General features: G+C 46.4%; 19 protein-coding genes. 9 read left to right on the top strand and 10 right to left on the bottom strand.

The window, feature by feature from the left end; translation table 11 throughout:
• The first annotated feature begins 78 nt into the window (after nt 1-78).
• From cysS to Q7U10_03090, 3 genes are all read left to right on the top strand, one after another.
• Nucleotides 79-1,533 (top strand): cysteine--tRNA ligase, encoded by a 1,455-nt coding sequence (cysS, locus tag Q7U10_03080; protein MDO8281599.1) that lies wholly within the window; start codon nt 79-81, stop codon nt 1,531-1,533.
• A 46-nt stretch (nt 1,534-1,579) separates the two neighbouring features.
• Nucleotides 1,580-2,131: a hypothetical protein gene (locus tag Q7U10_03085; GenBank protein ID MDO8281600.1), complete on the top strand. Its 552-nt coding sequence runs from the start codon at nt 1,580-1,582 to the stop codon at nt 2,129-2,131.
• 105 nt (nt 2,132-2,236) lie between these two features.
• Nucleotides 2,237-2,650, top strand: coding sequence for a hypothetical protein (locus Q7U10_03090; protein MDO8281601.1), 414 nt, complete (start codon nt 2,237-2,239; stop codon nt 2,648-2,650).
• A 19-nt stretch (nt 2,651-2,669) separates the two neighbouring features.
• Here the strand turns inward: Q7U10_03090 and Q7U10_03095 are convergent, their stop codons facing one another.
• Nucleotides 2,670-3,125: a DoxX family protein gene (locus Q7U10_03095; GenBank protein MDO8281602.1), complete on the bottom strand. Its 456-nt coding sequence runs from the start codon at nt 3,123-3,125 to the stop codon at nt 2,670-2,672.
• A 189-nt stretch (nt 3,126-3,314) separates the two neighbouring features.
• Nucleotides 3,315-5,120 (bottom strand): translational GTPase TypA, encoded by a 1,806-nt coding sequence (typA, locus tag Q7U10_03100; GenBank protein ID MDO8281603.1) that lies wholly within the window; start codon nt 5,118-5,120, stop codon nt 3,315-3,317.
• 243 nt (nt 5,121-5,363) lie between these two features.
• Between typA and Q7U10_03105 the strand changes: the two genes are divergently transcribed.
• On the top strand, nt 5,364-5,534 hold the full coding sequence (locus Q7U10_03105) for a hypothetical protein (protein ID MDO8281604.1): 171 nt from the start codon (nt 5,364-5,366) through the stop codon (nt 5,532-5,534).
• Between the two features lie 90 nt (nt 5,535-5,624).
• Here Q7U10_03105 and hcp read toward each other — a convergent pair whose 3' ends face one another.
• From hcp to Q7U10_03120, 3 genes are all read right to left on the bottom strand, one after another.
• Nucleotides 5,625-6,908, bottom strand: coding sequence for a hydroxylamine reductase (gene hcp / locus Q7U10_03110; GenBank protein ID MDO8281605.1), 1,284 nt, complete (start codon nt 6,906-6,908; stop codon nt 5,625-5,627).
• A gap of 216 nt (nt 6,909-7,124) precedes the next feature.
• On the bottom strand, nt 7,125-7,613 hold the full coding sequence (locus Q7U10_03115; protein MDO8281606.1) for a metallophosphoesterase: 489 nt from the start codon (nt 7,611-7,613) through the stop codon (nt 7,125-7,127).
• A gap of 25 nt (nt 7,614-7,638) precedes the next feature.
• Nucleotides 7,639-8,910 carry a DUF1015 domain-containing protein gene (locus tag Q7U10_03120; GenBank protein MDO8281607.1) on the bottom strand — a complete coding sequence of 424 codons (1,272 nt, stop codon included), beginning with the start codon at nt 8,908-8,910 and terminating at the stop codon, nt 7,639-7,641.
• Between the two features lie 137 nt (nt 8,911-9,047).
• Here Q7U10_03120 and Q7U10_03125 point away from each other — a divergent pair, with 137 nt between their 5' ends.
• From Q7U10_03125 to Q7U10_03135, 3 genes are all read left to right on the top strand, one after another.
• On the top strand, nt 9,048-9,911 hold the full coding sequence (locus tag Q7U10_03125) for a UbiA-like polyprenyltransferase (GenBank protein ID MDO8281608.1): 864 nt from the start codon (nt 9,048-9,050) through the stop codon (nt 9,909-9,911).
• Nucleotides 9,912-10,015: 104 nt separating this feature from the next.
• Complete coding sequence (locus Q7U10_03130; GenBank protein MDO8281609.1) at nt 10,016-10,630, top strand: class II aldolase/adducin family protein; 615 nt, start codon at nt 10,016-10,018, stop codon at nt 10,628-10,630.
• A 46-nt stretch (nt 10,631-10,676) separates the two neighbouring features.
• Nucleotides 10,677-12,143, top strand: coding sequence for a menaquinone biosynthesis decarboxylase (locus tag Q7U10_03135; protein ID MDO8281610.1), 1,467 nt, complete (start codon nt 10,677-10,679; stop codon nt 12,141-12,143).
• 48 nt (nt 12,144-12,191) lie between these two features.
• Here the strand turns inward: Q7U10_03135 and Q7U10_03140 are convergent, their stop codons facing one another.
• From Q7U10_03140 to radA, 3 genes are all read right to left on the bottom strand, one after another.
• Nucleotides 12,192-12,881 carry a transposase gene (locus tag Q7U10_03140; protein ID MDO8281611.1) on the bottom strand — a complete coding sequence of 230 codons (690 nt, stop codon included), beginning with the start codon at nt 12,879-12,881 and terminating at the stop codon, nt 12,192-12,194.
• Nucleotides 12,882-12,942: 61 nt separating this feature from the next.
• Complete coding sequence (locus Q7U10_03145) at nt 12,943-13,614, bottom strand: hypothetical protein (protein MDO8281612.1); 672 nt, start codon at nt 13,612-13,614, stop codon at nt 12,943-12,945.
• Between the two features lie 11 nt (nt 13,615-13,625).
• Nucleotides 13,626-14,966, bottom strand: a complete 1,341-nt coding sequence (gene radA / locus Q7U10_03150) for a DNA repair protein RadA (protein MDO8281613.1) — start codon at nt 14,964-14,966, stop codon at nt 13,626-13,628.
• 223 nt (nt 14,967-15,189) lie between these two features.
• Between radA and Q7U10_03155 the strand changes: the two genes are divergently transcribed.
• Nucleotides 15,190-17,598: a PqqD family peptide modification chaperone gene (locus Q7U10_03155; GenBank protein ID MDO8281614.1), complete on the top strand. Its 2,409-nt coding sequence runs from the start codon at nt 15,190-15,192 to the stop codon at nt 17,596-17,598.
• A gap of 35 nt (nt 17,599-17,633) precedes the next feature.
• On the top strand, nt 17,634-19,112 hold the full coding sequence (locus Q7U10_03160) for a radical SAM protein (GenBank protein MDO8281615.1): 1,479 nt from the start codon (nt 17,634-17,636) through the stop codon (nt 19,110-19,112).
• Nucleotides 19,113-19,214: 102 nt separating this feature from the next.
• Here Q7U10_03160 and Q7U10_03165 read toward each other — a convergent pair whose 3' ends face one another.
• Nucleotides 19,215-20,060 carry a site-2 protease family protein gene (locus tag Q7U10_03165; GenBank protein MDO8281616.1) on the bottom strand — a complete coding sequence of 282 codons (846 nt, stop codon included), beginning with the start codon at nt 20,058-20,060 and terminating at the stop codon, nt 19,215-19,217.
• Nucleotides 20,050-20,547 carry a DUF2062 domain-containing protein gene (locus Q7U10_03170; GenBank protein ID MDO8281617.1) on the bottom strand — a complete coding sequence of 166 codons (498 nt, stop codon included), beginning with the start codon at nt 20,545-20,547 and terminating at the stop codon, nt 20,050-20,052. Before Q7U10_03170 ends, Q7U10_03165 begins: the two co-directional genes overlap by 11 nt.
• Between the last annotated feature and the right edge of the window lie 5 nt (nt 20,548-20,552).

The following is a 20,552-nucleotide window of genomic DNA, read 5'->3' on the forward strand; positions in this document are numbered from 1 at the left end:
GAAGAGAGGTTCGGGGAGATGAAGGAATATATCAGCGCGCTTGAGAACAGAATAAACAAACTGGAAGGGAAAGGTGAAATGTTAAAGGTATATAACACAATGAGCGGAGAGAAGGAGAACTTTATTCCTGTTGACCCGAATAACGTAAGGATGTATGTATGCGGCATCACGGCATACGACGTATGCCATCTGGGACATGCCAGAAGCGCCATAGTATTTGACATCATCAAGAGATACCTGAGATACCGGGGATATAAGGTGACCCATGTCAGGAACATCACCGACATTGATGACAAGATCATAAAGAGGGCGAATGAGGAGGGCATCTCCACAGAAGCGGTGGCTAAAAAATATACTGATGAATACTACACTGATATGGAGCTTCTCGGCGTAAGCAGGGCTGACATTGAGCCGAACGCCACAGACCATATCAAAGAGATGATAGAGACGATCAGCGGGCTTATTGATAAAGGCTTTGCGTATGCTGTTGATGGTGATGTTTACTTTGAGGTCGCGAAGTTTGAAGGATACGGCAAGCTTTCAAAGAAGAATGTTGACGACCTGATGGCAGGCGCGCGGGTTGACGTGGATGAGAGAAAGAAGAGCCCGCTTGATTTCGCGCTCTGGAAAGCATCAAAACCAAACGAGCCCTGGTGGGAGAGCCCGTGGGGCAAAGGCAGGCCGGGATGGCATATCGAATGCACAGCCATGTCGTCGGAATATCTTGGCGAAACCTTTGACATTCACGGCGGCGGTGCAGACCTGACATTCCCGCATCATGAGAATGAGATCGCGCAGAGCGAGGCGTACACAGGCAAACCGTTCGTGAAGTACTGGATGCACAACGGCTTCATCACACTGGCAAAAGAGAAGATGTCCAAGTCGCTCGGCAACTTCTTCACCATCAAGGAGATACTCGCAAAGTACGACCCTGAAGTGGTCAGGACATTTCTGCTCTCAGCGCACTACAGAAGTCCCATAGAATTTTCAGATGTGCATCTTAATGAGGCTGAGTCGTACATAGACAGGTATTACACAACAGCCACAAGGATCGCTGATTTTATTAAAAATGCAGTAGAGAAAGAGAAGCCCGCATCTTCGGATGAACTGGAAGCGCTCCTCTCTTCTTTTAAGGATAAATTCCAGGGTTCGATGGATGATGACTTCAACACCGCATCTGCATTGGGGCATATATTTGAGCTTATAAGGGAAGTGAATAAATTCCTTGACGCAAAACCGTCAGGCCAGAAGGCAAAGGATCTTGTGCAGAGGACGCGCAGCCTTCTTGCCGAGGCAGGCGGCATATTGAATATCTTTAACAGGACCTCTGAAGAATGGTACAGGTCTTTGATAAAGGTCAAGGGGATAACGCTGACTGAAGAGAAGATCCAGGGGATGATATCTGCTCGGCAGGAAGCAAGGGCTAATAAAGACTGGAAGACATCGGATAATATACGTGACGGACTTCTTGAACAGGGGATCATACTTGAGGACAAGGCCGACGGCACAGGCTGGAAGGTAAAGGTCGGATAGACAGGGGCACAGAGTAAAACTTTTATATTAATTACGGGCCATTAATATGAAGAAAGATCTGCTCGAAAGATATTCGCGCACAGCTGACGGGAAGGTGATAATAGATATCACCACCGAAAGGATAGAGGACCTTTACAATTATTTCGACAAGAACGCCCCGTATCTCAAAAAAGACCTGGATCAGGAGTTTGTTGATTATCTCATAGACTCGGTTCATGAGATCGGCAAGGAAGATTTTGTTATCCGTTTCCGTTTCTCCGCGATGACCGACGATACAAATACCTCCCGCGTGCAGATGAGCATTAGGAATTACTTCCTGCACCAGAAAGAACTCGAAGTCCGCGAATTAAAGAGGATGACCAGAAAAGCTCTTACCCTCTTCTCGATAGGAGTTGTGATCCTTACCCTCTCTGTCCTGGTGAATCAGGAACTTGCAATTGATGAGACCGTAGTAAGCCGGTTATTTGCAGAAGGCCTGACGATCGCCGCCTGGATCTCATTATGGGAGGCGCTGGCAACGTTTCTTCTTAACTGGGCCCCTCACCGCAATAAGATAAAGCTGTTTGAACGGATCTCCAAAGCGCCGGTATTTTTTTAGCAAGGCTGCTTTTATGAACTATTCAGTTGTTAACTCAGCAGTTATTCACTATACTGTTTAGAGCGTCAAAATTTTAATTGGAGACCGGAGGCTGTCATAAGCGACTTGAATAGATCAGGCCTTGAAAAGATCTGCAAAGAATTTTCAGCCGCGTTCAATGGGGTCATCTCATGGAAATGGGACGATTACTTTGGGACAGTTATGGCTCAGTTTGATACAGGTGACAGGGAGAAGGTCCGCGCGATACTTGATCAATATCTTGACTTCGCCTGGGACATTTCTAATATCGAAAAAGCTCCTGATACAGTGCAGGCGGTAAATGGCAGTCTTGGCAATCTCAGGGAGGGGCAGATGCTTATGTCCTCTGATACTCAGCAGGATGCCTGCATCCTATGCGCCTGGTGGCCGTGGGGCAATGGAAAGAGCATCTCTATCCGCATCATTCCGACTTGCAAAAGATTGACCGATTCAGAGATGGAAGAGATCAAGGAAGTATTTAAAAGCTGGTTCGGGATCTAACTGCTTTTTCTATTCAATATTATTTCTTTGACTTTCCGCCGGACAGCGACAGGTCTATCGACCACTTTCCGCCGCCTTTGATCATCAGGGCAAGGGCTATCGCGATAGCAAGCAGGTGATATTCAAAGCCTTCACCGCTCTGCTTTCCTGACCAGTTCATGAAGAAACCGTTCTCAATGTGCACAAGATATATGCAGCCTGTCATTATGCATAGAATGCCGAGAGCAGCCAGCCTCGTCATGAAACCTATGATGAGAAAAATAGAGCCGAGAGATTCGGCTATTATCACAAGCACCGCCACAGAATACGGCAGACCCATCTTTCCGGTAAAGAATGCGATAGTACCATAATATCCTGAGCCGTCGAAGAGGCCGATAAGCTTTTGCGCGCCGTGAGGGAGCATCACCAAACCGAGAAGCAGCCTCATGAAAAAGAGTGAGATGTCATTCTCTGTGCTGAAGAATCTTCTAAACATAGTCAGCCTCCGGTTAATATTTAATATCTCAGCGGCTTTTCATGTCAGCCGGCCATATCCATTATAATCATTTCGAATCGGTTCCGCCAATATGTCATTGAGTATCCAGTAATAAAAAAAGAGAGGCTCTTTTGAGGGCCTCTCTTTAAAAGTTATCACGGAAAAACTTTAAGCCGCGTATTTCTTCCTCTATTCCCTTCTCTTCGGCCTCTTGCCCGGATCAAGCACCCTCTTTCTCAGCCTGATATGCTGAGGCGTGACCTCTATCAGCTCATCTTCCTTGATGAACTCTATAGACTGCTCAAGCGTCAGCTGTCTGTGCGGGATGAGCTGAAGCGCTTCGTCAGTGCCAGATGCGCGGATGTTGGTGAGCTTCTTCTCCTTGGTCACGTTGACATCGAGGTCGTTATCGCGCGAATTCTCGCCGACGACCATGCCCTCATAGACCTGGATGTTATCCCTGATAAAAAGCACGCCTCTTGGCTGAAGGTGAAAGAGAGCGTATGTAGTGGTTCTGCCTGTCCTGTCTGAAACAAGCGCGCCTGTCTGCCTTGATGTCATAGGCCCGTGCCACGGCTCGTAACCGTCAAAGAGATGGTTGAGAAGTCCTGTGCCCCTTGTGTCTGTAAGGAACTGCGACCTGAAACCTATAAGGCCGCGTGACGGGATCCTGAATTCAAGCCTCACCCTGCCTTTTCCGTTATTTAGCATCTTCTGCATCTTGCCCTTTCTCATGCCGAGCTGCTGAGTCACAACACCGACAAAATCTTCAGGAACGTCAATGACAAGAAGCTCCATAGGCTCATTCTTCACGCCGTTGATCTCTTTTGTGATCGTCTCAGGCATTGATACTGAAAGCTCATATCCCTCGCGCCTCATCATCTCGATGAGTATCGCAAGCTGGAGCTCTCCCCTGCCCATGACCTTGAATGAATCTGTATTGTCAAAACTCACCCTGATGGAGACGTTGTAAAGAAGCTCCTTCTCGAGCCTGTCCCTCAGGTTTCTTGATGTAACGAACTTTCCGTCCTTGCCTGCGAAGGGCGATGTGTTGATGGAGAACATCATTGAGATGGTAGGTTCATCCACCTTTATCCTCGGAAGCGGCATCGGTTTGTTTATATCTGTGATCGTGTCTCCTATGTTGATGCCTTCAATGCCGGAAAGCGCGATAATGTCGCCGACATGTGCCGTCTTTGCTTCTATCCTTTCAAGGCCGGAGTAAGTGAACATTGATGTTATCTTTGTCTTCACCTGCTCCCCGTTGATGTTTATCACAGCCACGGTATCCCCTACATTCACAGTACCGGCAAATATTCTGCCCACAGCCATCCTGCCCACATAGTCGTTGTAATCGATATTTGTTACGAGCAGCTGAAGCGGCGCGTCTTTGTCACCTTCAGGAGGCGGGACTGTCTTAACTATAAGGTCAAAGAGAGGCTTCAGGTTCTCAGGCTTAACATCCAGGTCGAGCGTAGCGGTTCCAACTTTTGCGTTTGTATAAACTATGGGAAACTCAAGCTGCTCTTCTGTTGCGTTCAGGTCGATGAAGAGGTCGTACACCTCATTCAGCACTTCCTGTATCCTTGCGTCAGGCCTGTCTATCTTGTTCACAACAAGGATAGGAGGCAGATTCAGTTCAAGCGCCTTGTTCAATACAAACCGCGTCTGGGGCAGAGGGCCTTCAGAAGCATCAACGAGAAGCAGAACGCCGTCTGCCATCTTCATCGTCCTCTCTACCTCACCGCCGAAGTCGGCGTGACCGGGGGTATCTATAATATTTATCTTTATCCCGTTGTAATCAACAGCGGTGTTCTTCGCCATTATTGTGATGCCTTTTTCACGCTCAAGGTCGTTGCTGTCCATTACCCTTTCACGCACCTTTTCATTGACGCGGAATATGCCTGCCTGCTGCAGCATGCCGTCCAGAAGCGTAGTCTTGCCATGGTCAACATGGGCGATGATTGCGATATTTCTTATGTCTTCACGTTTCATAAAACCTCTCTTTTATAAATTATAATGTGCCGCATACGGATTGACAAGTTCTTCCGGACCGTTTATGGAAACAGAGCAGGAACCGCATGAAGGGGAACTAATTATATACTATCGGCAATTGAAAATACTATCAGCCTCTCATCAATTTATTTTGTTCTTCACTCATACCCCTATGTATTAAGTATTTATTCTGGTATACTTATTCAAAGATTCATATCATGTACAACCTTAAAAGGAGGAAGCATGGCGACAAAGAAGAAGGCCGCACCGAAGAAAGCTGCAAAGAAGAAGGTAGTAAAGAAGGCAGCCGCGCCGAAGAAGGCAAAATGCACTGCAAAGACCAAAGAAGGGAAAGCATGCAAGAATTCTGCAAGCGGTAAGTCATCAAAGTGTTCTTCACACAAAAAGAAATAAGTATCTGATCTGTTTATTCCAAAGACCCTCTGAGATTTTTTCTCAGAGGGTCTTTGTTTATACTGCAAGATGTAATAATTTGTAACTTAATTATCCCAGCATGTTCTTTATGTCAACTTTCGCATCGCCTGTAAGCTTCAGGTTGAAGTTGTCCTGAAGCACCTTTAATACGCCGGGCGTCACAAACTCAGGCGGCTTGGGCCCTAAGTAGATATTCTTTACCCCGAGGCTGAAGAGGCCGAGCAAAATCGCGACAGCCTTCTGCTCAAACCATGAGAGCGCTATGGTAAGAGGCAGTTCGTTCACCGAGCATTTGAACGCATCAGCGAGCGCGAGCGCGATCTTGACAGCGGAGATAGAGTTGTTGCACTGTCCCAGGTCTATATAGCGCGGGATGCCGTCGATATTCCCGAAGTCAATGTCATTGAACCTGAACTTGCCGCATGAAGTTGTCAGTATCACGCAGTCTTTTGGAACAAGCTCTGCCAGCTCCCTGAAGTAATCGCTCCCGTCACCCGGTGAATCACACCCTGCGATAACAAAGAACCTCTTGATCTTTCCAGCCTTGACAGCCTCTATTATCTGCGGAGCAAGCTTCAGGACATTCTCATGATGAAAACCGGTTGTCAGAGTTTTGTCTGATTTAACATCAGCATCAGGCAGCGAAAGAGCCTTCTTAATAAGAGGAGAGAAATCATTGTTCTCGATCTTTAATGAATTCTCAACGCCGGTCACGTCATAAGTGAACATCCTGTCGCCGTATGTGCCTCTCACAGGCATCACGCAGTTTGTTGTGACGAGGATGGCTCCGGGGAAGTCGTCAAAGACCCTTCTCTGGTCATGCCATGCCTTGCCCACATTTCCCTTTAAGTGGCTGAACTTCTTAAGCTTGGGATAACCGTGCGCAGGAAGCATCTCAGAGTGGGTGTATATATTAATGCCCTTGCCCTCGGTCTGCTTGAGCAGGTCTTCAAGAGCGTAGAGGTTGTGGCCTGTGACAAGTATGCTCTTGCCCTGCACCCTGTCCTCAGAGACCGTCACAGGTTCGGGTATTCCCAATCTTGAGGTATGTGCCTCATCAAGAAGCGCCATCGCCTTTACAGTTGCCGTACCCACACTCAGAGCTGTCTTGATATTGTCCGCCAGGCTGAAATTGACATTTGTAAGCGTCGAGTAGAGAGCAGCCTGTGTAATGGCGTCTATCTCAGGATCGCTCTTTCCAAGCTCTCTGGCGTGATGCGCGTATGCCGCAACACCTTTCAGCCCGAAGATAGTAATATCCTGAAGGCTTGATATATCCTCGTTCTTCCCGCATACCCCTATCTTCTTGTCACATCCGCCTTCCATTGTCTGTTCGCATTGGTTACAAAACATTGTACATCCTCCTTAAGTTGAAATTATTTTTGAAACTTCTTTATTAAAACTCTTTTCAAAAACCGATGCCATGATTTAAATCATATGATGGAAATGGTTGGGATGCAAGAGAAGATCACCCCTCTGTGTCTCCCCTTGGTAAGGGGAGAATTTTAAATCCCCTCCTTACCAAGGAGGGGTATGGGGAGGTTTTATAATAGGTCTCTTTGCCGGGAATTATTTCAGCTCGATTATCTCAGCTTCTCTCGTCACTGTGTCAAATATCATCACAGTCGCCTTTTTCCAGAAGCCGTGGGAAGTGCCTGGATTAAGAACAAGGGTATTGCCGGCCTTTTCATTTACACATGCATGAGTGTGGCCGAACATGACAACATCATATGTGCCTGAATCAACAAGCGATTTTCTGAGCTGGTGTTCTGTGCCGTGATAACATGCGCATTTAAGGCCGTCAGCCTCAAACTCGTGGAAGTCGCCCTTTATCTCGCCGCCAATCTCATTAAATGAATTGATCAGCCTGAACTTGTCACCGTCGTTATTGCCGAAGATGCCGATTAGCTTTACATCCTTAAAGAGTTTGATAGAAGCGGGGTTTACGTAATCGCCAAGATGTATGACATGATCGACCTTCTTCTCTTTGAAGGCATTCACAGCCTTTATGATATTTTCTGAATGGTCGTGCGAATCTGAGATGATGCCGATCTTCATCTTTATGATATTCTCTTATTAAGGTTCAGAATTTAAAAATGACCATGCCTGTCAGAAGCTTCGGGAAGAAGTACGTGGACTTTGGTGGCATCCTCTGTCCCTCAAGCGCAACAGCCTTCAAGTCTTCCACCCTTGTGGGGCTCAGGAAGAAGGCTGCGCGCGCAGGGCTGTTCTTCACCCGCTCGACAGCTGCTTCAGGAGACATCTCGTATTCATAATTTGTAACTTTCAGCATCTCCCTGAATATGAGTTTATGAAGCACAGTCACGTCGAGCTTCTTGAGGATATCATGAGAATCAAGGCTGTCATGCGGGCATCTGAAGCTTAGGTCATAATATTTTTTTTCATCTTTATCAAACATGCCTATCGAGTATTGTTTGGTCTTCATGGCATAGAACATCTTGTCCATGGCAGCCTTTTCTTCTGAGTCATTACTATATGAAAAGGCTTCTATATCAAAGCAGTGGCGCAGAACCTCAGTGATGTTTATGCTGCTGTTTATCTCGACCATCCGGTGCGTAGGAAGGAGCGTCAGTCCCGGCTCATCCATATTTGCAAGGAACATCAAGACATAATTAAATGGTTCGTCACCTGTCTTTGATTCGCCCTTCTGCTCCATCTCATGCTTAAACGCAAGAGCTGTCTCATAACGGTGATGGCCGTCAGCAATGAATATGTCCTTATCTGAAAATTCTTTTCTGATGGCATCTATCGACTCTTGATCGCTTATCTTCCAGAGCCTGTTAATAAAGCCGTCGCTATCAATAGCTTCGATAAACGGCTTATTCTTTACAACCTTTTCCAAAATAGATGAGGTCTTTTTTTCAGCGCTGCTGTAGATGGAAAAGATCGGGCTTATATTGGCTCTGCAGAAACGGAGGATATTCAGCCTGTCGGACTTCGGCTTTGAGTGGGTCTCTTCATGAGGATGGATCCTTCCTGAGCCGAGTTCCTCTATCTTCACCGCGCCGATAATGCCCCTCAGCCTCCTCTCTTCACCATCAACTCTATAGGCAGATTCATAACAGTAAAAAGCCGGTTCAGAGTCCTGATGCAGAATATCTTTCTTAAGCCACTCGTTTAATAACGCAGATGCCCTTGAATAGCGGTTCTCATTCTCATCGTCTCCATCATTGTCCTTGCCGAAATCTATGCGGATGATATTATGAGGGCTTTTCCGGTAGAGATCATCCTTGGCTTTGGGCGAGACTATATCATATGGAGGAGCCGTAACAGCTCCGGCATCGACCTTTTCAGGATTATACAAAACACCTTTGAACGGGATTATCTCAGCCATGGTAGTCAATAAGGCTCTTTTAAAATGCAGGTACAAGAGCGGAAAATATTTTAACATTGGCAAGGGGAAAGTTCAAACATGTTAAAACAATTCTATGATATTGCTTTTACTCTTGCCTGAAACTACAATAAGTCGTTATGTCGATGCTGAAGAAAATTACAGACTACCTCAGGATGATAAAGTTCTCGCATTCAGTCTTTGCCCTGCCGTTTGCCTTTACAGGAGCGCTGCTCGCCGCAGGGGGCATCCCGACCATAAGGCAGATCTTCTGGATAACGATAGCTATGTTCGGCGCGCGTTCCGGCGCCATGGGGATGAACAGGATCGTTGATAAAAAGATAGACGCCCTCAACCCGCGCACAAAGGAGAGGGAGCTTCCAAGCGGGGCGATAAGGTCAGGCGAGGCGTTATTCTTTACTATCGTTGCATTTGCCATCTTTGTGGCAGCGGCATATAAACTGAACCATTTATGTTTTATGATCTCTCCATTTGCCATAGCGATCATTATCCTTTACCCATATACAAAGAGGTTTACATGGTTATGCCATGTCGTGCTGGGTATCGCAATATCATTTGCCCCTTTCGGCGCCTGGGCAGCTGTGAGAGGCACTATTGAGCCGGAGATATTCCCACTTGTCATAGCTGTGCTATTCTGGGTAGCAGGGTTTGACCTTTTTTACGCCCTGCATGATATAGATTTTGATAAAGAGCAGAAATTATATTCAGTGCCGAGCAGGTTCGGGATAAATAAGACCCTGTGGACGGCAAGGGCATTTCACCTCGTCACCATCTCGATGCTCCTCCTTCTCATTCCCCTTTTTCATCTATCTGCGATATATTTTTTCGGAGTTCTTATCGCAGCCGCGATGCTTCTTTATGAACACTCACTTGTAAGGCCGTCAGACCTCAGCAGGCTGGATATGGCATTTTTCAATATGAACGGCTACATAAGCATTACAATATTTGTCTTTACACTTTTAAATTATATTGTTCCATTGTAGAATGTTAATAACGGTTAAGGGAGATTTTTTGCAATGAAAATTATCTGCACCATTATTTTAAAATCCCCCCATGCCCCCCTTTGTCAAAGTGGGGATAATTAAATATGATAGAAAAGCTCATCAGCCACGCTCATAAAGTAAAAGCTGCCGGACTTGTAGTCGGTTCAAGCGGGAACATCAGCACCCGGCTCTATAAGAATATGTTTGCCATATCATCTTCCGGCGCCTGGCTCGGCGAGCTGACACAGGATGACATAACCACCTGTTACCTTGATGACAAAGATAAATATGACGGGCCTGAACCATCCAGGGAAACACCTTTTCACAGGGCTATCTATCTTGAGCGGCCGGATATCAAGGCGATTTTGCATTTTCAATCGCCATATGCAACAACACTTTCCTGCGCCAGAACTCTTGACTTCAACCTTAACTTTATCCCAGAGGTCCCGGCCTATCTGAAGAGCATAAAGGTGATCTCATACTCCAATCCCGGGTCTGAGCTTTTAACACAGGATATCAAGGCGAATATTATGGGCCAGGACTGCAATATACTTGTTCTTCGCGGTCACGGCCAGATCGCCATAGGTAAAGACTTGAAGACGGTGCTCAGGAATGCTGAGGTCTTTGAGTTTGCATGCATGATAAAATGCCAGGGGCTGGAGTTGAATACCTACAATCCGCAGACGATTAAGGAGCTTCAGGATTACGAAAAGGCTTAGCCATACTATCTTGTTCCCAACAGCTTAATTCCTGTATCATATCTTCATGGCTTATAAAGACCTTAGAGAATTTATTGCTGTCCTGGAAAAGAAGGGACTGCTGAAGCGGATAAAGGCTGAGGTTGACCCTATCCTTGAGATATCCGAGATCACCGACAGGGTCTGTAAAGGCCCGGGCGGGGGCAAAGCGCTACTCTTTGAGAATGTAAAAGGTTCCAAATTTCCTGTTGTGACAAACATCTTCGGCTCATTTGAGCGGATGGCGATGGCGCTTGAAGTCGGGAAGATCAATGATGTCGCCGCAAGAATAAATGATCTGCTCAAGCAGTCCCCGCCAAAGACTCTGATGGAGAAGCTCTCAATGCTGCCGAAGCTTTTGGAGTTCTCAAAGTTCTTTCCAAAAACTGTCAAAAATGCTCCGTGTCAGGAGGTCATAGAAAAGGATAACCCTGACCTGAGCAAATTCCCCATAATCAAGTGCTGGCCCAATGACGGACAGCCCACGGATGAAGGGAGGTTCATCACACTGCCGATGGTATTTACCAAAGACCCTGAAACAGGCAGGCCGAACTGCGGCATGTACCGCATCCATATATTTGATAAACAGACAACAGGCATGCACTGGCACATACACAAAGACGGCGCGCGCCATTATGACAAGTACAAGGCGATGAATAAACGCATGCCCGCCGCAATCGCAGTCGGGAGCGATCCTGCTGTCATGTACTCAGCAACCGCACCGCTTCCTGAGGCGATAGATGAGATGATGTTTGCGGGATTTTTAAGAAAAGAGCCTGTTGAGATGGTCAAGTGCATTACATCCGATATAGAGGTTCCTGCGAACAGCGAGCTTGTTATAGAAGGCTATCTTGAACCCGGAGAGACACGCATCGAAGGGCCGTTCGGAGACCATACCGGATTTTATTCAGCTGCTGATCATTATCCTGTCTTTCACGTCACCTGTATCACTCACAGGAAGGACATGATATATCCCGCAACACTTGTGGGTAAACCGCCTATGGAAGACTGCTACATCGGCAAGGCGACTGAGAGGATATTCCTTCCGCTGCTTCAGATGGAGTTCACAGAGATAAAGGATATGAACCTGCCGATGGAAGGCGTATTTCACAACTGCGCTCTCATATCAATAAAGAAGAGCTATCCCGGCCATGCGAAGAAAATAATCCACGGCCTCTGGGGCAAGGGGCAGATGATGTTTGCAAAGCTCCTCATAATAGTTGACGATGATGTGGATGTGCAGAACATCTCCTACACCGCATGGCGCGTGCTTAATAATGTTGACTGGAAGAGAGATGTCGTCATTGCCGACGGCCCGCTTGATGACCTCGACCACGCCGCAAACTTCCCGCGCTACGGCTCAAAGATGGGCATAGACGCAACCCGCAAGACAAGAGAAGAAGGCATGACCCGCGACTGGCCTGATGAACTCTTTATGTCTGATGAGATCAAAAGACTTGTTGACAAGAGATGGAAAGAGTATGGGCTGGAGTAAAATTAAGTAACATATTGAGAGAAATTATCGATATCCGATTTCAATAATTTAATCTAACGCCACTCCATCGACTTGCTCCAAGATGTTTTCATTCTCCTTATATCCCAAACGTTCTTCAGTATATCTGAGATACCCGTCTTCACCACCGAAAATATCAAGCAAAAAGCCCCTGCTCGTCACAGAAGGAAAGTTCTTTCTGCCTATATAATCCGGAAAACTGCTCCACCTGTAGCCTGAAAGAAAATCTATCGGAATCCGATTCCCATAATTTAGCTGTAATGAATTCATATGGATATAATGAGGGAGATGTATGAAATGCGGTTCTTCATTGACATGCACCGCCTTGAATTTACCCTGGAAAAGCGGCCCGACCCGTTCATATTTTTTATTGAAATAGTTTGTATAGGCAATGCCTGTTTTCTGCATGAACTTTGAGATCCCTTTCTCTTTCCGCTGTCTCAGTAATAAGTGGAAATGGTTCGGCATGAGAGTGAAAACCAGTATATCTACAAGTAGTTTTCTGGGCTCTTTTTTGACGGTAAAATGAGTTGACCTGACAGTTTTTGTTTGCTTGTCAAAGTGATAATTGAAATTTGAAACAGGGCTCTCATCATTGAATTCATAAAGGTTATGGACAAAGCGCAAATAATCCCCATCATCCATAAATACATCCCTTTTTTCTACGCCTCGATTGTAGATGTGATATAGCCCATCGTTAGTAAATATCGGCTTAATCATAACCACATGATTATAGCATAATAAGAATTATTTAAGATTATCGGAATCGGATTCCGATAATTTAAGGCAGGATGAACTCTTCCTCCAGTATCTCCGGATTCAGCCGCAGTTTTTCGATTCTGACTTTGAATTCATAATTATCAAGGGTTATATCCATCATCGACGGATACCAGAATTCATCAAACTTTGTTGGTGAGCTGTACATTATTACTATATTTCTTCCCCCTATCTTTATCGCCTGCTTCTGAGGAAGAAGGGTGGCGCTGTCCAAGGTTATTACCTTGTTCTCTTTCTCCAAAACATAACCTTTTCCGCGTCTGTATATATTAGCGTCCTTCATATCATCCCACCAGAAGACTGCGTTATAAAGCTCTTTGCTGAACTCCTTCACTTTATCGCTCACCTTTCCTGAGAGGACATGCGCCTGCCCGTCCTTTATAATGATGTCACCCACGAGGATGCCGAACTTATATGCCTTTATATGCGACATGCCGGGTTTCCGCAGTACCGCTGATGCGCTTACATCAGAGTGAGGTTTGCCGTCAGCCAGGACCTTTATATCTGTTATGGCTTTGAATGTCTCTATATCTTTAAGCCCGGTTGCTTCAATGATCTCTGCTAATGATGGAGCAGCTTTTTCATAAACAGGAGGCGGTGCGGTTTTGGGAGCGCAGGCGATAATGGTTAAAGCAAAAAACAGGAAGTAAGAGGTAAGAATAATTTTATTTTTCATAAGGAGAAATATTAAAAGAAGAGTATATCCAGAGATTCCTCAAGGTTCTTGGCTCCTATCACCTCGATATCCAGGCCCTTTATCTTTTTGGCGTTATTAGTGGGGACGATTGCCTTTTTGAAGCCGAGCTTTGCAGCCTCTTTGATCCTTGTCTCAGCCTGGCTGATAGCCCTAAGCTCTCCTGACAGCCCGACCTCGCCGAATGTGATTATGCCCGGCGCTATAGGTTTATTCTTAAATGAAGAGGCAACGGCTGTGATGATCCCCATATCAACGGCAGGTTCATCTATCTTAAGCCCGCCGACAACATTTACATATACATCCATGCCTCCAAGCTGCATTCCGATCCGCTTGTCAAGGACAGCGATGAGCAGGTTTATCCTGTTATAGTCCACGCCGAGCCCCATCCTTCGCGGGACACCGAACTTGGAGGTTGAGACGAGAGCCTGTATCTCAACAAGGAGCGGCCTTGTGCCTTCGATGCATACTGTTACGACAGAGCCCGGCACATCATTCGGCTTTTCAGAGAGAAAGAGCTGCGACGGGTTGTCGACCTCGCGAAGCCCTTTTTCAGTCATCTCAAAGACGCCTATCTCATTTGCAGGCCCGAACCTGTTCTTTACCGCCCTTATCAATCTGAAGGGGTTTCCCTTATCACCTTCAAAATAGAGCACAGTGTCCACTATATGTTCAAGCACTTTCGGGCCGGCTATTGCCCCCTCTTTTGTGACATGCCCGATAAGGAAGAGCGGAGTGCCGTGTTTCTTTGCCATGAACATCAGCTTTGTGGCGCACTCTCTTATCTGTCCGACAGAGCCGGGTGAAGAGGGAAGTTCATGGGAGAATATCGTCTGGATCGAATCTATGACTATAACCTTTGGGTTGATAGCCTGCGCGACGGTCATTATCCCTTCAAGTGAGGTTTCGGGCAGGAGGATTATGTCATCAGACTTTATATTGAGCCTGTCTGCCCGCATCTTCACCTGTTCGGGAGATTCTTCGCCTGAGACATAAAGAAGTTTGCCGATCTTTGTAAGCCCTTTGAGCGCCTGCAGGATGAGGGTGGACTTTCCGATGCCCGGGTCGCCGCCTATAAGCACGACAGAGCCCATCACAACCCCTCCACCAAGAGTCCTGTCAAGTTCAGCTATGCCTGTAGAGGTCCTTTCATAGGAAGATGCGGTTATCTTGGATAGTGATACGGGTTCAGCCGCCCTTGTGGCTGCAAATTTAGTGATGCGCTCTTCTTCGGAAAAGCTGTTCCAGCTGCCGCAGTCAGGACATTTGCCAAGCCACTTCGGGCTCGCGTATCCACAGCTCTGGCATTGGAACATTATTTTTGGACGCGCCATAATTTTATCGAATAAAAATAGTGAGCTATTATCTTACAGATGGGACTATTTTACATTATTAATGCATGATCCGCAGCCTTGTATTTATAAATATTATAATGTTATCGTAAATTATAAGTAACTATGAAAAGTCCATTAAGCATCTGGCATCGTTCCTGCTCAAAATAATACCATGTTTATATGCTAAACTAACTATATATTTTTCGTAAAAATTGAGGATAATATGGCAAAAGCATGCTGTGGAACAGAAAGAGATGATCGTATCCAGCAATATCAACTGGATAACTGGAAGGTCAATGAAACAGTATTCAAGACCTTTAAACCTGATGATACTCTCTACTCAACTGAATATATTATAAAAGAAAAAGAGGGCATACAGCTTCTCATAGACCCTCAGTCGCCTAACTGGATTAGTGTAAACCGCACCGGGCTTGAGATCCTTAAGCTCTGCAACGGCAAACATACTGTTTCGGATATCAAGAGGATCATGTCTGAAAGATATCCTGATAACGATAAGATAAATTCTGAGGTATCGGATTTTATCAGCGCTGCCGGAACGCTTCAGTTCATATCTGAAAAACCTGTTGTAAAGCCTGCCTACAAAGGGAGGGCAAAGGCCATTGCGCCGGGGAAACTTGATGAGCTCTGGATATATACCACGCTTGCCTGCAACCTGAGATGCAAACACTGCCTTGTGAGCGCAGGAGCCAAGCTGAAAGATGAGCTGAGCACAGAAGAGGTGAAGAAGCTTGTTGACGATGCTGTTGCCCTTGGGGTGAACCGTTTTTATGTAACCGGGGGAGAACCATTTATAAAAGATGACATCTTTGAGGTCATTGAATATATCACCAAGACAAAAGACCGCGAACTTATACTGCTTACAAACGCCACTCTTTTTGATGATGAAAAGATCAAAAAGCTCGATAAACTTAAAGGCCCGAAACTCATAATGCAGGTAAGCCTTGAAGGTCCCAACGCTGAGATACATGACAAACTGCGCGGCGAAGGGAGCTTTGACAAGGCTGTCGACGGCGTAAAAAGGCTGGTCGCTATCGGCATAATCCCTATAATCTCAACCGCCATAAGCAAATACAACGAAGACAATATAAAAGAGACATCTGAATTCCTCTCAAAGCTCGGCATCAAAGACCATCACATACTCTGGATGCATTCAAAGGGGCGCGGCGCAAGCAATGTAGATGAGCTGTATGTCCCGTCAGAGAAGGTGACCAGCATAATGAAGGAGCAGCGCAAGGTATTTCAGGAGCAGGATGTCATCGTTGATAACGAGGAGTCGCTGAAGGCGCGTATCCGCTACAAGAGGGGAAGAAAGAACGACCTCTGCAATAACTGCTATGAAAAGATATGCGTAAACGCCGACGGACATGTTTATCCGTGCGGCTCATTGAACGGCGATCCTGCCTTTGATTCCGGCTCTATAAGAGACAAGTCGCTTAAGGACATATGGCTGGGCTCGGATATGATGAAGTGCGGCAGGGAGAATACGGTTCAGGACAAGGACGGCTGCAGGGACTGTTATCTAAAGTTCTTCTGCGGCGGCGGCTGCACCTCGCACAGCTATTACGCAAGCGAAGTCGATTCCGGCAAGGGCTCCATAAAGGCACAGGACCCTTACTGCTCTACATACAAAGCATTATATGAAGATATCATGTGGGACATGGCTGCTGAAGGTGTTGCGCCTGAGAAGAAGGACGGGTATGTAACGCCTCATGTGTTCAATGCCATGGATTCCAAGCTCCCTCCTTATCTGGCGAATGCAGTTACATCTATTGACGACAAGACAGAGGTCGGCTGTTACCACTGTTCATGCGTGCTCTCTGTTGATGTTGAAGATGAAGAGAATGTATGCAGGCCTGAGATAAAAGGAGACGTTGCCCGGAAGGTAAAGAAGAAGTACGGGGAGGCAGCTGACACACCGGAGCTGAACTACTACTGCCCTACAGGATATAACCCGGATGACCTTAAACATATACCAAACAAAGTGCTGGATGTATCCTATGGATGCGGCAATCCTGCGGCTATTTCTGAACTTAAAGAAAATGAGACGGTACTTGACCTCGGCTCCGGTGGCGGGATAGATTGCTTTATAGCTGCGAAACGCGTTGGAAAGAACGGCAAGGTCATAGGCGTTGATATGACAGACGCGATGCTGGATACCGCGAGGGAGAATGCAAAGGCTGTTGCGGATAACCTCGGCTACGATGTCGTAGAGTTCAGAAAAGGCGACCTTGCAAGCCTGCCTGCTGAAGACAATACAATAGACCTTGTTATATCCAATTGCGTTGTAAACCTGACTGAAGACAAGACGGATGTCTTTAAAGAGGTCTTCAGGATACTGAAGCCCGGAGGGCGTTTTGTTATTTCAGACATTATTGCTGACCAGCCTGTTCCGGGATATATGAAGAGGGACAAGGAACTCTGGGGGGCATGCCTTTCCGGAGCTCTGACTGACAAGCGTTTTGTCGAGGTAGCTGTAGAAGCCGGCTTCCCTGATGTCACGATAACTCAAAACTATCTTTACAAGAAGGTTGAGTATATAACCTTCTATTCAGTCACATTGAAAGGCAAAAAACCGCAGTCACAGGGGACTAAGTGTTCCTGCTGCGCTTAAGGAAATAAACAAATCTTTTACAAGGGAAGGTGCCTATGAGAGTCACACTTATCAATTCACAGGTTTTAGACGGTAATAACGTTGTCCCGCCATTAGGTCTGATGTATGTGGCAGCAATGCTGGAGAAGGCAGGCCATACTGTTCAGTGTTTTGACGCAGACCCTGAATATCACGATACCATTATCAGTGAGATCAAGGCGTTCAAGCCCGAGCTTATTGGCCTGGGATTTCTGACCGTTGGATACCAGAAGTCCTTAACCATGATGAAGAAGCTGAAGAAGGAACTCCCTAATGTGCCGTATTGCCTCGGAGGCGTTCATACAACAGTAAAGCCTATTGAGACGATGAATGAGTTCGGCGCTGATTTTATAGTTATCGGCGAGGGCGAGGCAACGATGGTTGAGGTCTGTGAAAAGCTCGGAAAGGGCGAGGGCCTCAAGGGTGTAACAGGGGTCATGTACAGGGAAGACGGAAAGATAGTTGACAACGGCAGGCGTGAATTGATCGAAGACCTGGATTCGATCCCGTTCCCTGCGCGCCATCTTATAGATATGAAGCCGTATTTAATGCCGCCCGGCATCATCAGGGGCTATGCAACCGAGAACCAGACGACCATCGTTACAAGCAGGGGCTGTCCATACAGGTGCATATACTGCGGCAGCCATAATATCTTCGGAAGAAAGACAAGGAGGCGTTCCGTCAAGAATGTTGTTGACGAGATAGAGCATCTCCATAAGACATACGGCATCAAGGGAGTGTACTATTGTGACGACACATTTACTCTAAACCAGAATTGGGTCAGGGAGTATTGTGAGGAGATCATGAAGAGGAATATGGGAGTTGTCTGGGCAGGCCAGTCAAGGGTTGACCAGACAGATGAATCTCTCATGAAGCTGATGAAAGAGTCCGGGCTTGTGCAGCTTGACTTCGGAGTTGAGAGCGGCTCACCAAAGATCCTGAAGGTGCTCGGCAAGGGCGGCCACGGAGACAGGACAGAGCAGATCAAAAAATCATTCGCGCTCTGCAAGAAACTGGATATAAGGACGCTTGCCACATTCATTATCGGCAATCCTGAAGAGACGCTGGAAGATATAGAGATGAGCTACCAGGTTGCAAAGGACATCGAAGCTGATTATACGGCATTCTATTTCCTTACGCCTTACCCCGGAACTGATATATACGATATGGCGATAAAGAACGGCTGGCTCGATCCGACTATTCCGTTCTCTGAGAATTGGGCGCACAGGCAGCCTGAGCTCCCGCTCATGGCTATAACATTCAAGAAGGAAGAGCTGAGGGATATCCGCAAGAAGATGCAGAACCACTTCTTCAGGAAGAACTACCTCACGCGTTCAGGAAACGTCAACTTCTACTCGATACTCATGTCGATCGCCATGAAGAACCCGCTGATATTCTTTACAGCTATCGGAAAGTGGCTCAAGACAGGCAGGCTTGATTATGTTGTTGAGACGCTCAATGCGGAATACTGGCGGATAAAGAAGTACGCTGCTTAAAGTTTTTTGCGATATAACTGCAAAGGGGGGCTCTGGTCAGAGTCCCCTTTTTTTTATTGCCTTTTAAAATTATCGGAATCCGATTCCGATACAAACAATGTCTTACATCCCCTGCATCGGCACAGGGGTGAATGTGATTATGAAGATCAAGAGCGCAGCCCATCCGATGAGCTTTCTTTTTCTATCAAGCTCGACCATCTCGTATACAACAGGCGGATGTCTGTAGCCGATTATTATCATCAGCACAGCCCATACCATCCAGCCTGTCCAGAAGAATGCGCCCATAATTGCCAGCAAAGGAATAGTTATTTTTGAGATGATCTCATGCTTTCTGCCGAAGAGTGCATAAATAATATGGCCACCGTCAAGCTGTCCCACAGGCAGGAGGTTGAGCGCGGTAACGAGCAGGCCTATCCATCCCGCAAATGCGACAGGGTGAAGGATTACTTCAAATTTATCAGGGTCTATGTTCAAAACAATATTGGAAAGAAGATAAAAGAGCATTGAGCTGCCGAGAGACATTGACTCAGGCATCTTCTTCATCTCATCTATCGGGATTATTGTGGAGAGGTTCAGGCCAATGATAACAGCGATAACAGCAATGATAAACCCGCCTATCGGGCCTGAAGCTCCTATATCTATCAAAGCCCTTCTGTCAGGTATCGGTGGTTTCATCTTTATTATCGCCCCGAACGTTCCTATGAGTGACGGAGCCGGTATGAAGTAAGGAAGCGAGGCTTGCACATGATGTTTACGGGACATGAAGTAGTGTGAGAACTCATGCACTAAAAGGATAAAGAGCAGTGTCAGAGAGAACGGCAGGCCCATATATATCTTTGCAGGTTCCTCCCATGGGGCGATGCCGCTCAGCATAACGCCTGCAAGAGTGGTTGTGATAAAGGTTAGTACAAAGAGGAGAACATGGATGCGTGTCAGGTTATGCGGCATGTTTGATCTTCTTGTACCTCTTGGCTACCCCCAGGATGATAAAGTAGCTCGCAACTGATGAAAGAGTACATACTATAAAAGAACCTACGATGAAAGATTTGATCATAGGCATCAGCTCAAGTATAAGATTATAAAAATTATCAGAATCAGTTATGAGGCTCTTAAACCATGCCATGACCGTAGTGAATGTCATGGCGTTCCAATCCACTTCAGGCAGGACATCTTTTATCATAAGGATCTTTGCCCCGAGCCATACGGAGCATGTGGAGATCGGCACTATGGTCCACGGGTTATTGACGCTCACCCCGACAAAGGCGACCAGTTTATTCAGGCGGAATATCCACGCGAGAAAGATGCCTCCTATATAGTGAAGGCCGAGGAATGGGGAGTTTCCCATAAATACGCCGAGGGCAAAGGCAAGCGCGATACGGTGCGGCGTCTCATGCACCTGCATTATGCTCTTAAATTTATCTCTTAAATAAGCCATAAAAT

This window comes from Thermodesulfovibrionia bacterium (assembly GCA_030646035.1).
In the GTDB taxonomy this organism is placed as follows: Bacteria; Nitrospirota; Thermodesulfovibrionia; order UBA6902; family UBA6902; genus JACQZG01.

What these genes read in the sequence shown, in the direction of transcription:
- Q7U10_03170 (MDO8281617.1), bottom strand. Translation starts at nt 20,547, where the DNA reads ATGGCTTATTTAAGAGATAAATTTAAGAGCATAATGCAGGTGCATGAG.
- hcp (MDO8281605.1), bottom strand. Translation starts at nt 6,908, where the DNA reads ATGTTTTGTAACCAATGCGAACAGACAATGGAAGGCGGATGTGACAAG.
- Q7U10_03095 (MDO8281602.1), bottom strand. Translation starts at nt 3,125, where the DNA reads ATGTTTAGAAGATTCTTCAGCACAGAGAATGACATCTCACTCTTTTTC.
- Q7U10_03120 (MDO8281607.1), bottom strand. Translation starts at nt 8,910, where the DNA reads ATGGCTGAGATAATCCCGTTCAAAGGTGTTTTGTATAATCCTGAAAAG.
- typA (MDO8281603.1), bottom strand. Translation starts at nt 5,120, where the DNA reads ATGAAACGTGAAGACATAAGAAATATCGCAATCATCGCCCATGTTGAC.
- cysS (MDO8281599.1), top strand. Translation starts at nt 79, where the DNA reads ATGTTAAAGGTATATAACACAATGAGCGGAGAGAAGGAGAACTTTATT.
- Q7U10_03130 (MDO8281609.1), top strand. Translation starts at nt 10,016, where the DNA reads ATGATAGAAAAGCTCATCAGCCACGCTCATAAAGTAAAAGCTGCCGGA.
- Q7U10_03115 (MDO8281606.1), bottom strand. Translation starts at nt 7,613, where the DNA reads ATGAAGATCGGCATCATCTCAGATTCGCACGACCATTCAGAAAATATC.
- Q7U10_03085 (MDO8281600.1), top strand. Translation starts at nt 1,580, where the DNA reads ATGAAGAAAGATCTGCTCGAAAGATATTCGCGCACAGCTGACGGGAAG.
- Q7U10_03165 (MDO8281616.1), bottom strand. Translation starts at nt 20,060, where the DNA reads ATGCCGCATAACCTGACACGCATCCATGTTCTCCTCTTTGTACTAACC.
- Q7U10_03155 (MDO8281614.1), top strand. Translation starts at nt 15,190, where the DNA reads ATGGCAAAAGCATGCTGTGGAACAGAAAGAGATGATCGTATCCAGCAA.
- Q7U10_03160 (MDO8281615.1), top strand. Translation starts at nt 17,634, where the DNA reads ATGAGAGTCACACTTATCAATTCACAGGTTTTAGACGGTAATAACGTT.
- Q7U10_03125 (MDO8281608.1), top strand. Translation starts at nt 9,048, where the DNA reads ATGTCGATGCTGAAGAAAATTACAGACTACCTCAGGATGATAAAGTTC.
- Q7U10_03105 (MDO8281604.1), top strand. Translation starts at nt 5,364, where the DNA reads ATGGCGACAAAGAAGAAGGCCGCACCGAAGAAAGCTGCAAAGAAGAAG.
- Q7U10_03145 (MDO8281612.1), bottom strand. Translation starts at nt 13,614, where the DNA reads ATGAAAAATAAAATTATTCTTACCTCTTACTTCCTGTTTTTTGCTTTA.
- Q7U10_03135 (MDO8281610.1), top strand. Translation starts at nt 10,677, where the DNA reads ATGGCTTATAAAGACCTTAGAGAATTTATTGCTGTCCTGGAAAAGAAG.
- Q7U10_03140 (MDO8281611.1), bottom strand. Translation starts at nt 12,881, where the DNA reads ATGATTAAGCCGATATTTACTAACGATGGGCTATATCACATCTACAAT.
- radA (MDO8281613.1), bottom strand. Translation starts at nt 14,966, where the DNA reads ATGGCGCGTCCAAAAATAATGTTCCAATGCCAGAGCTGTGGATACGCG.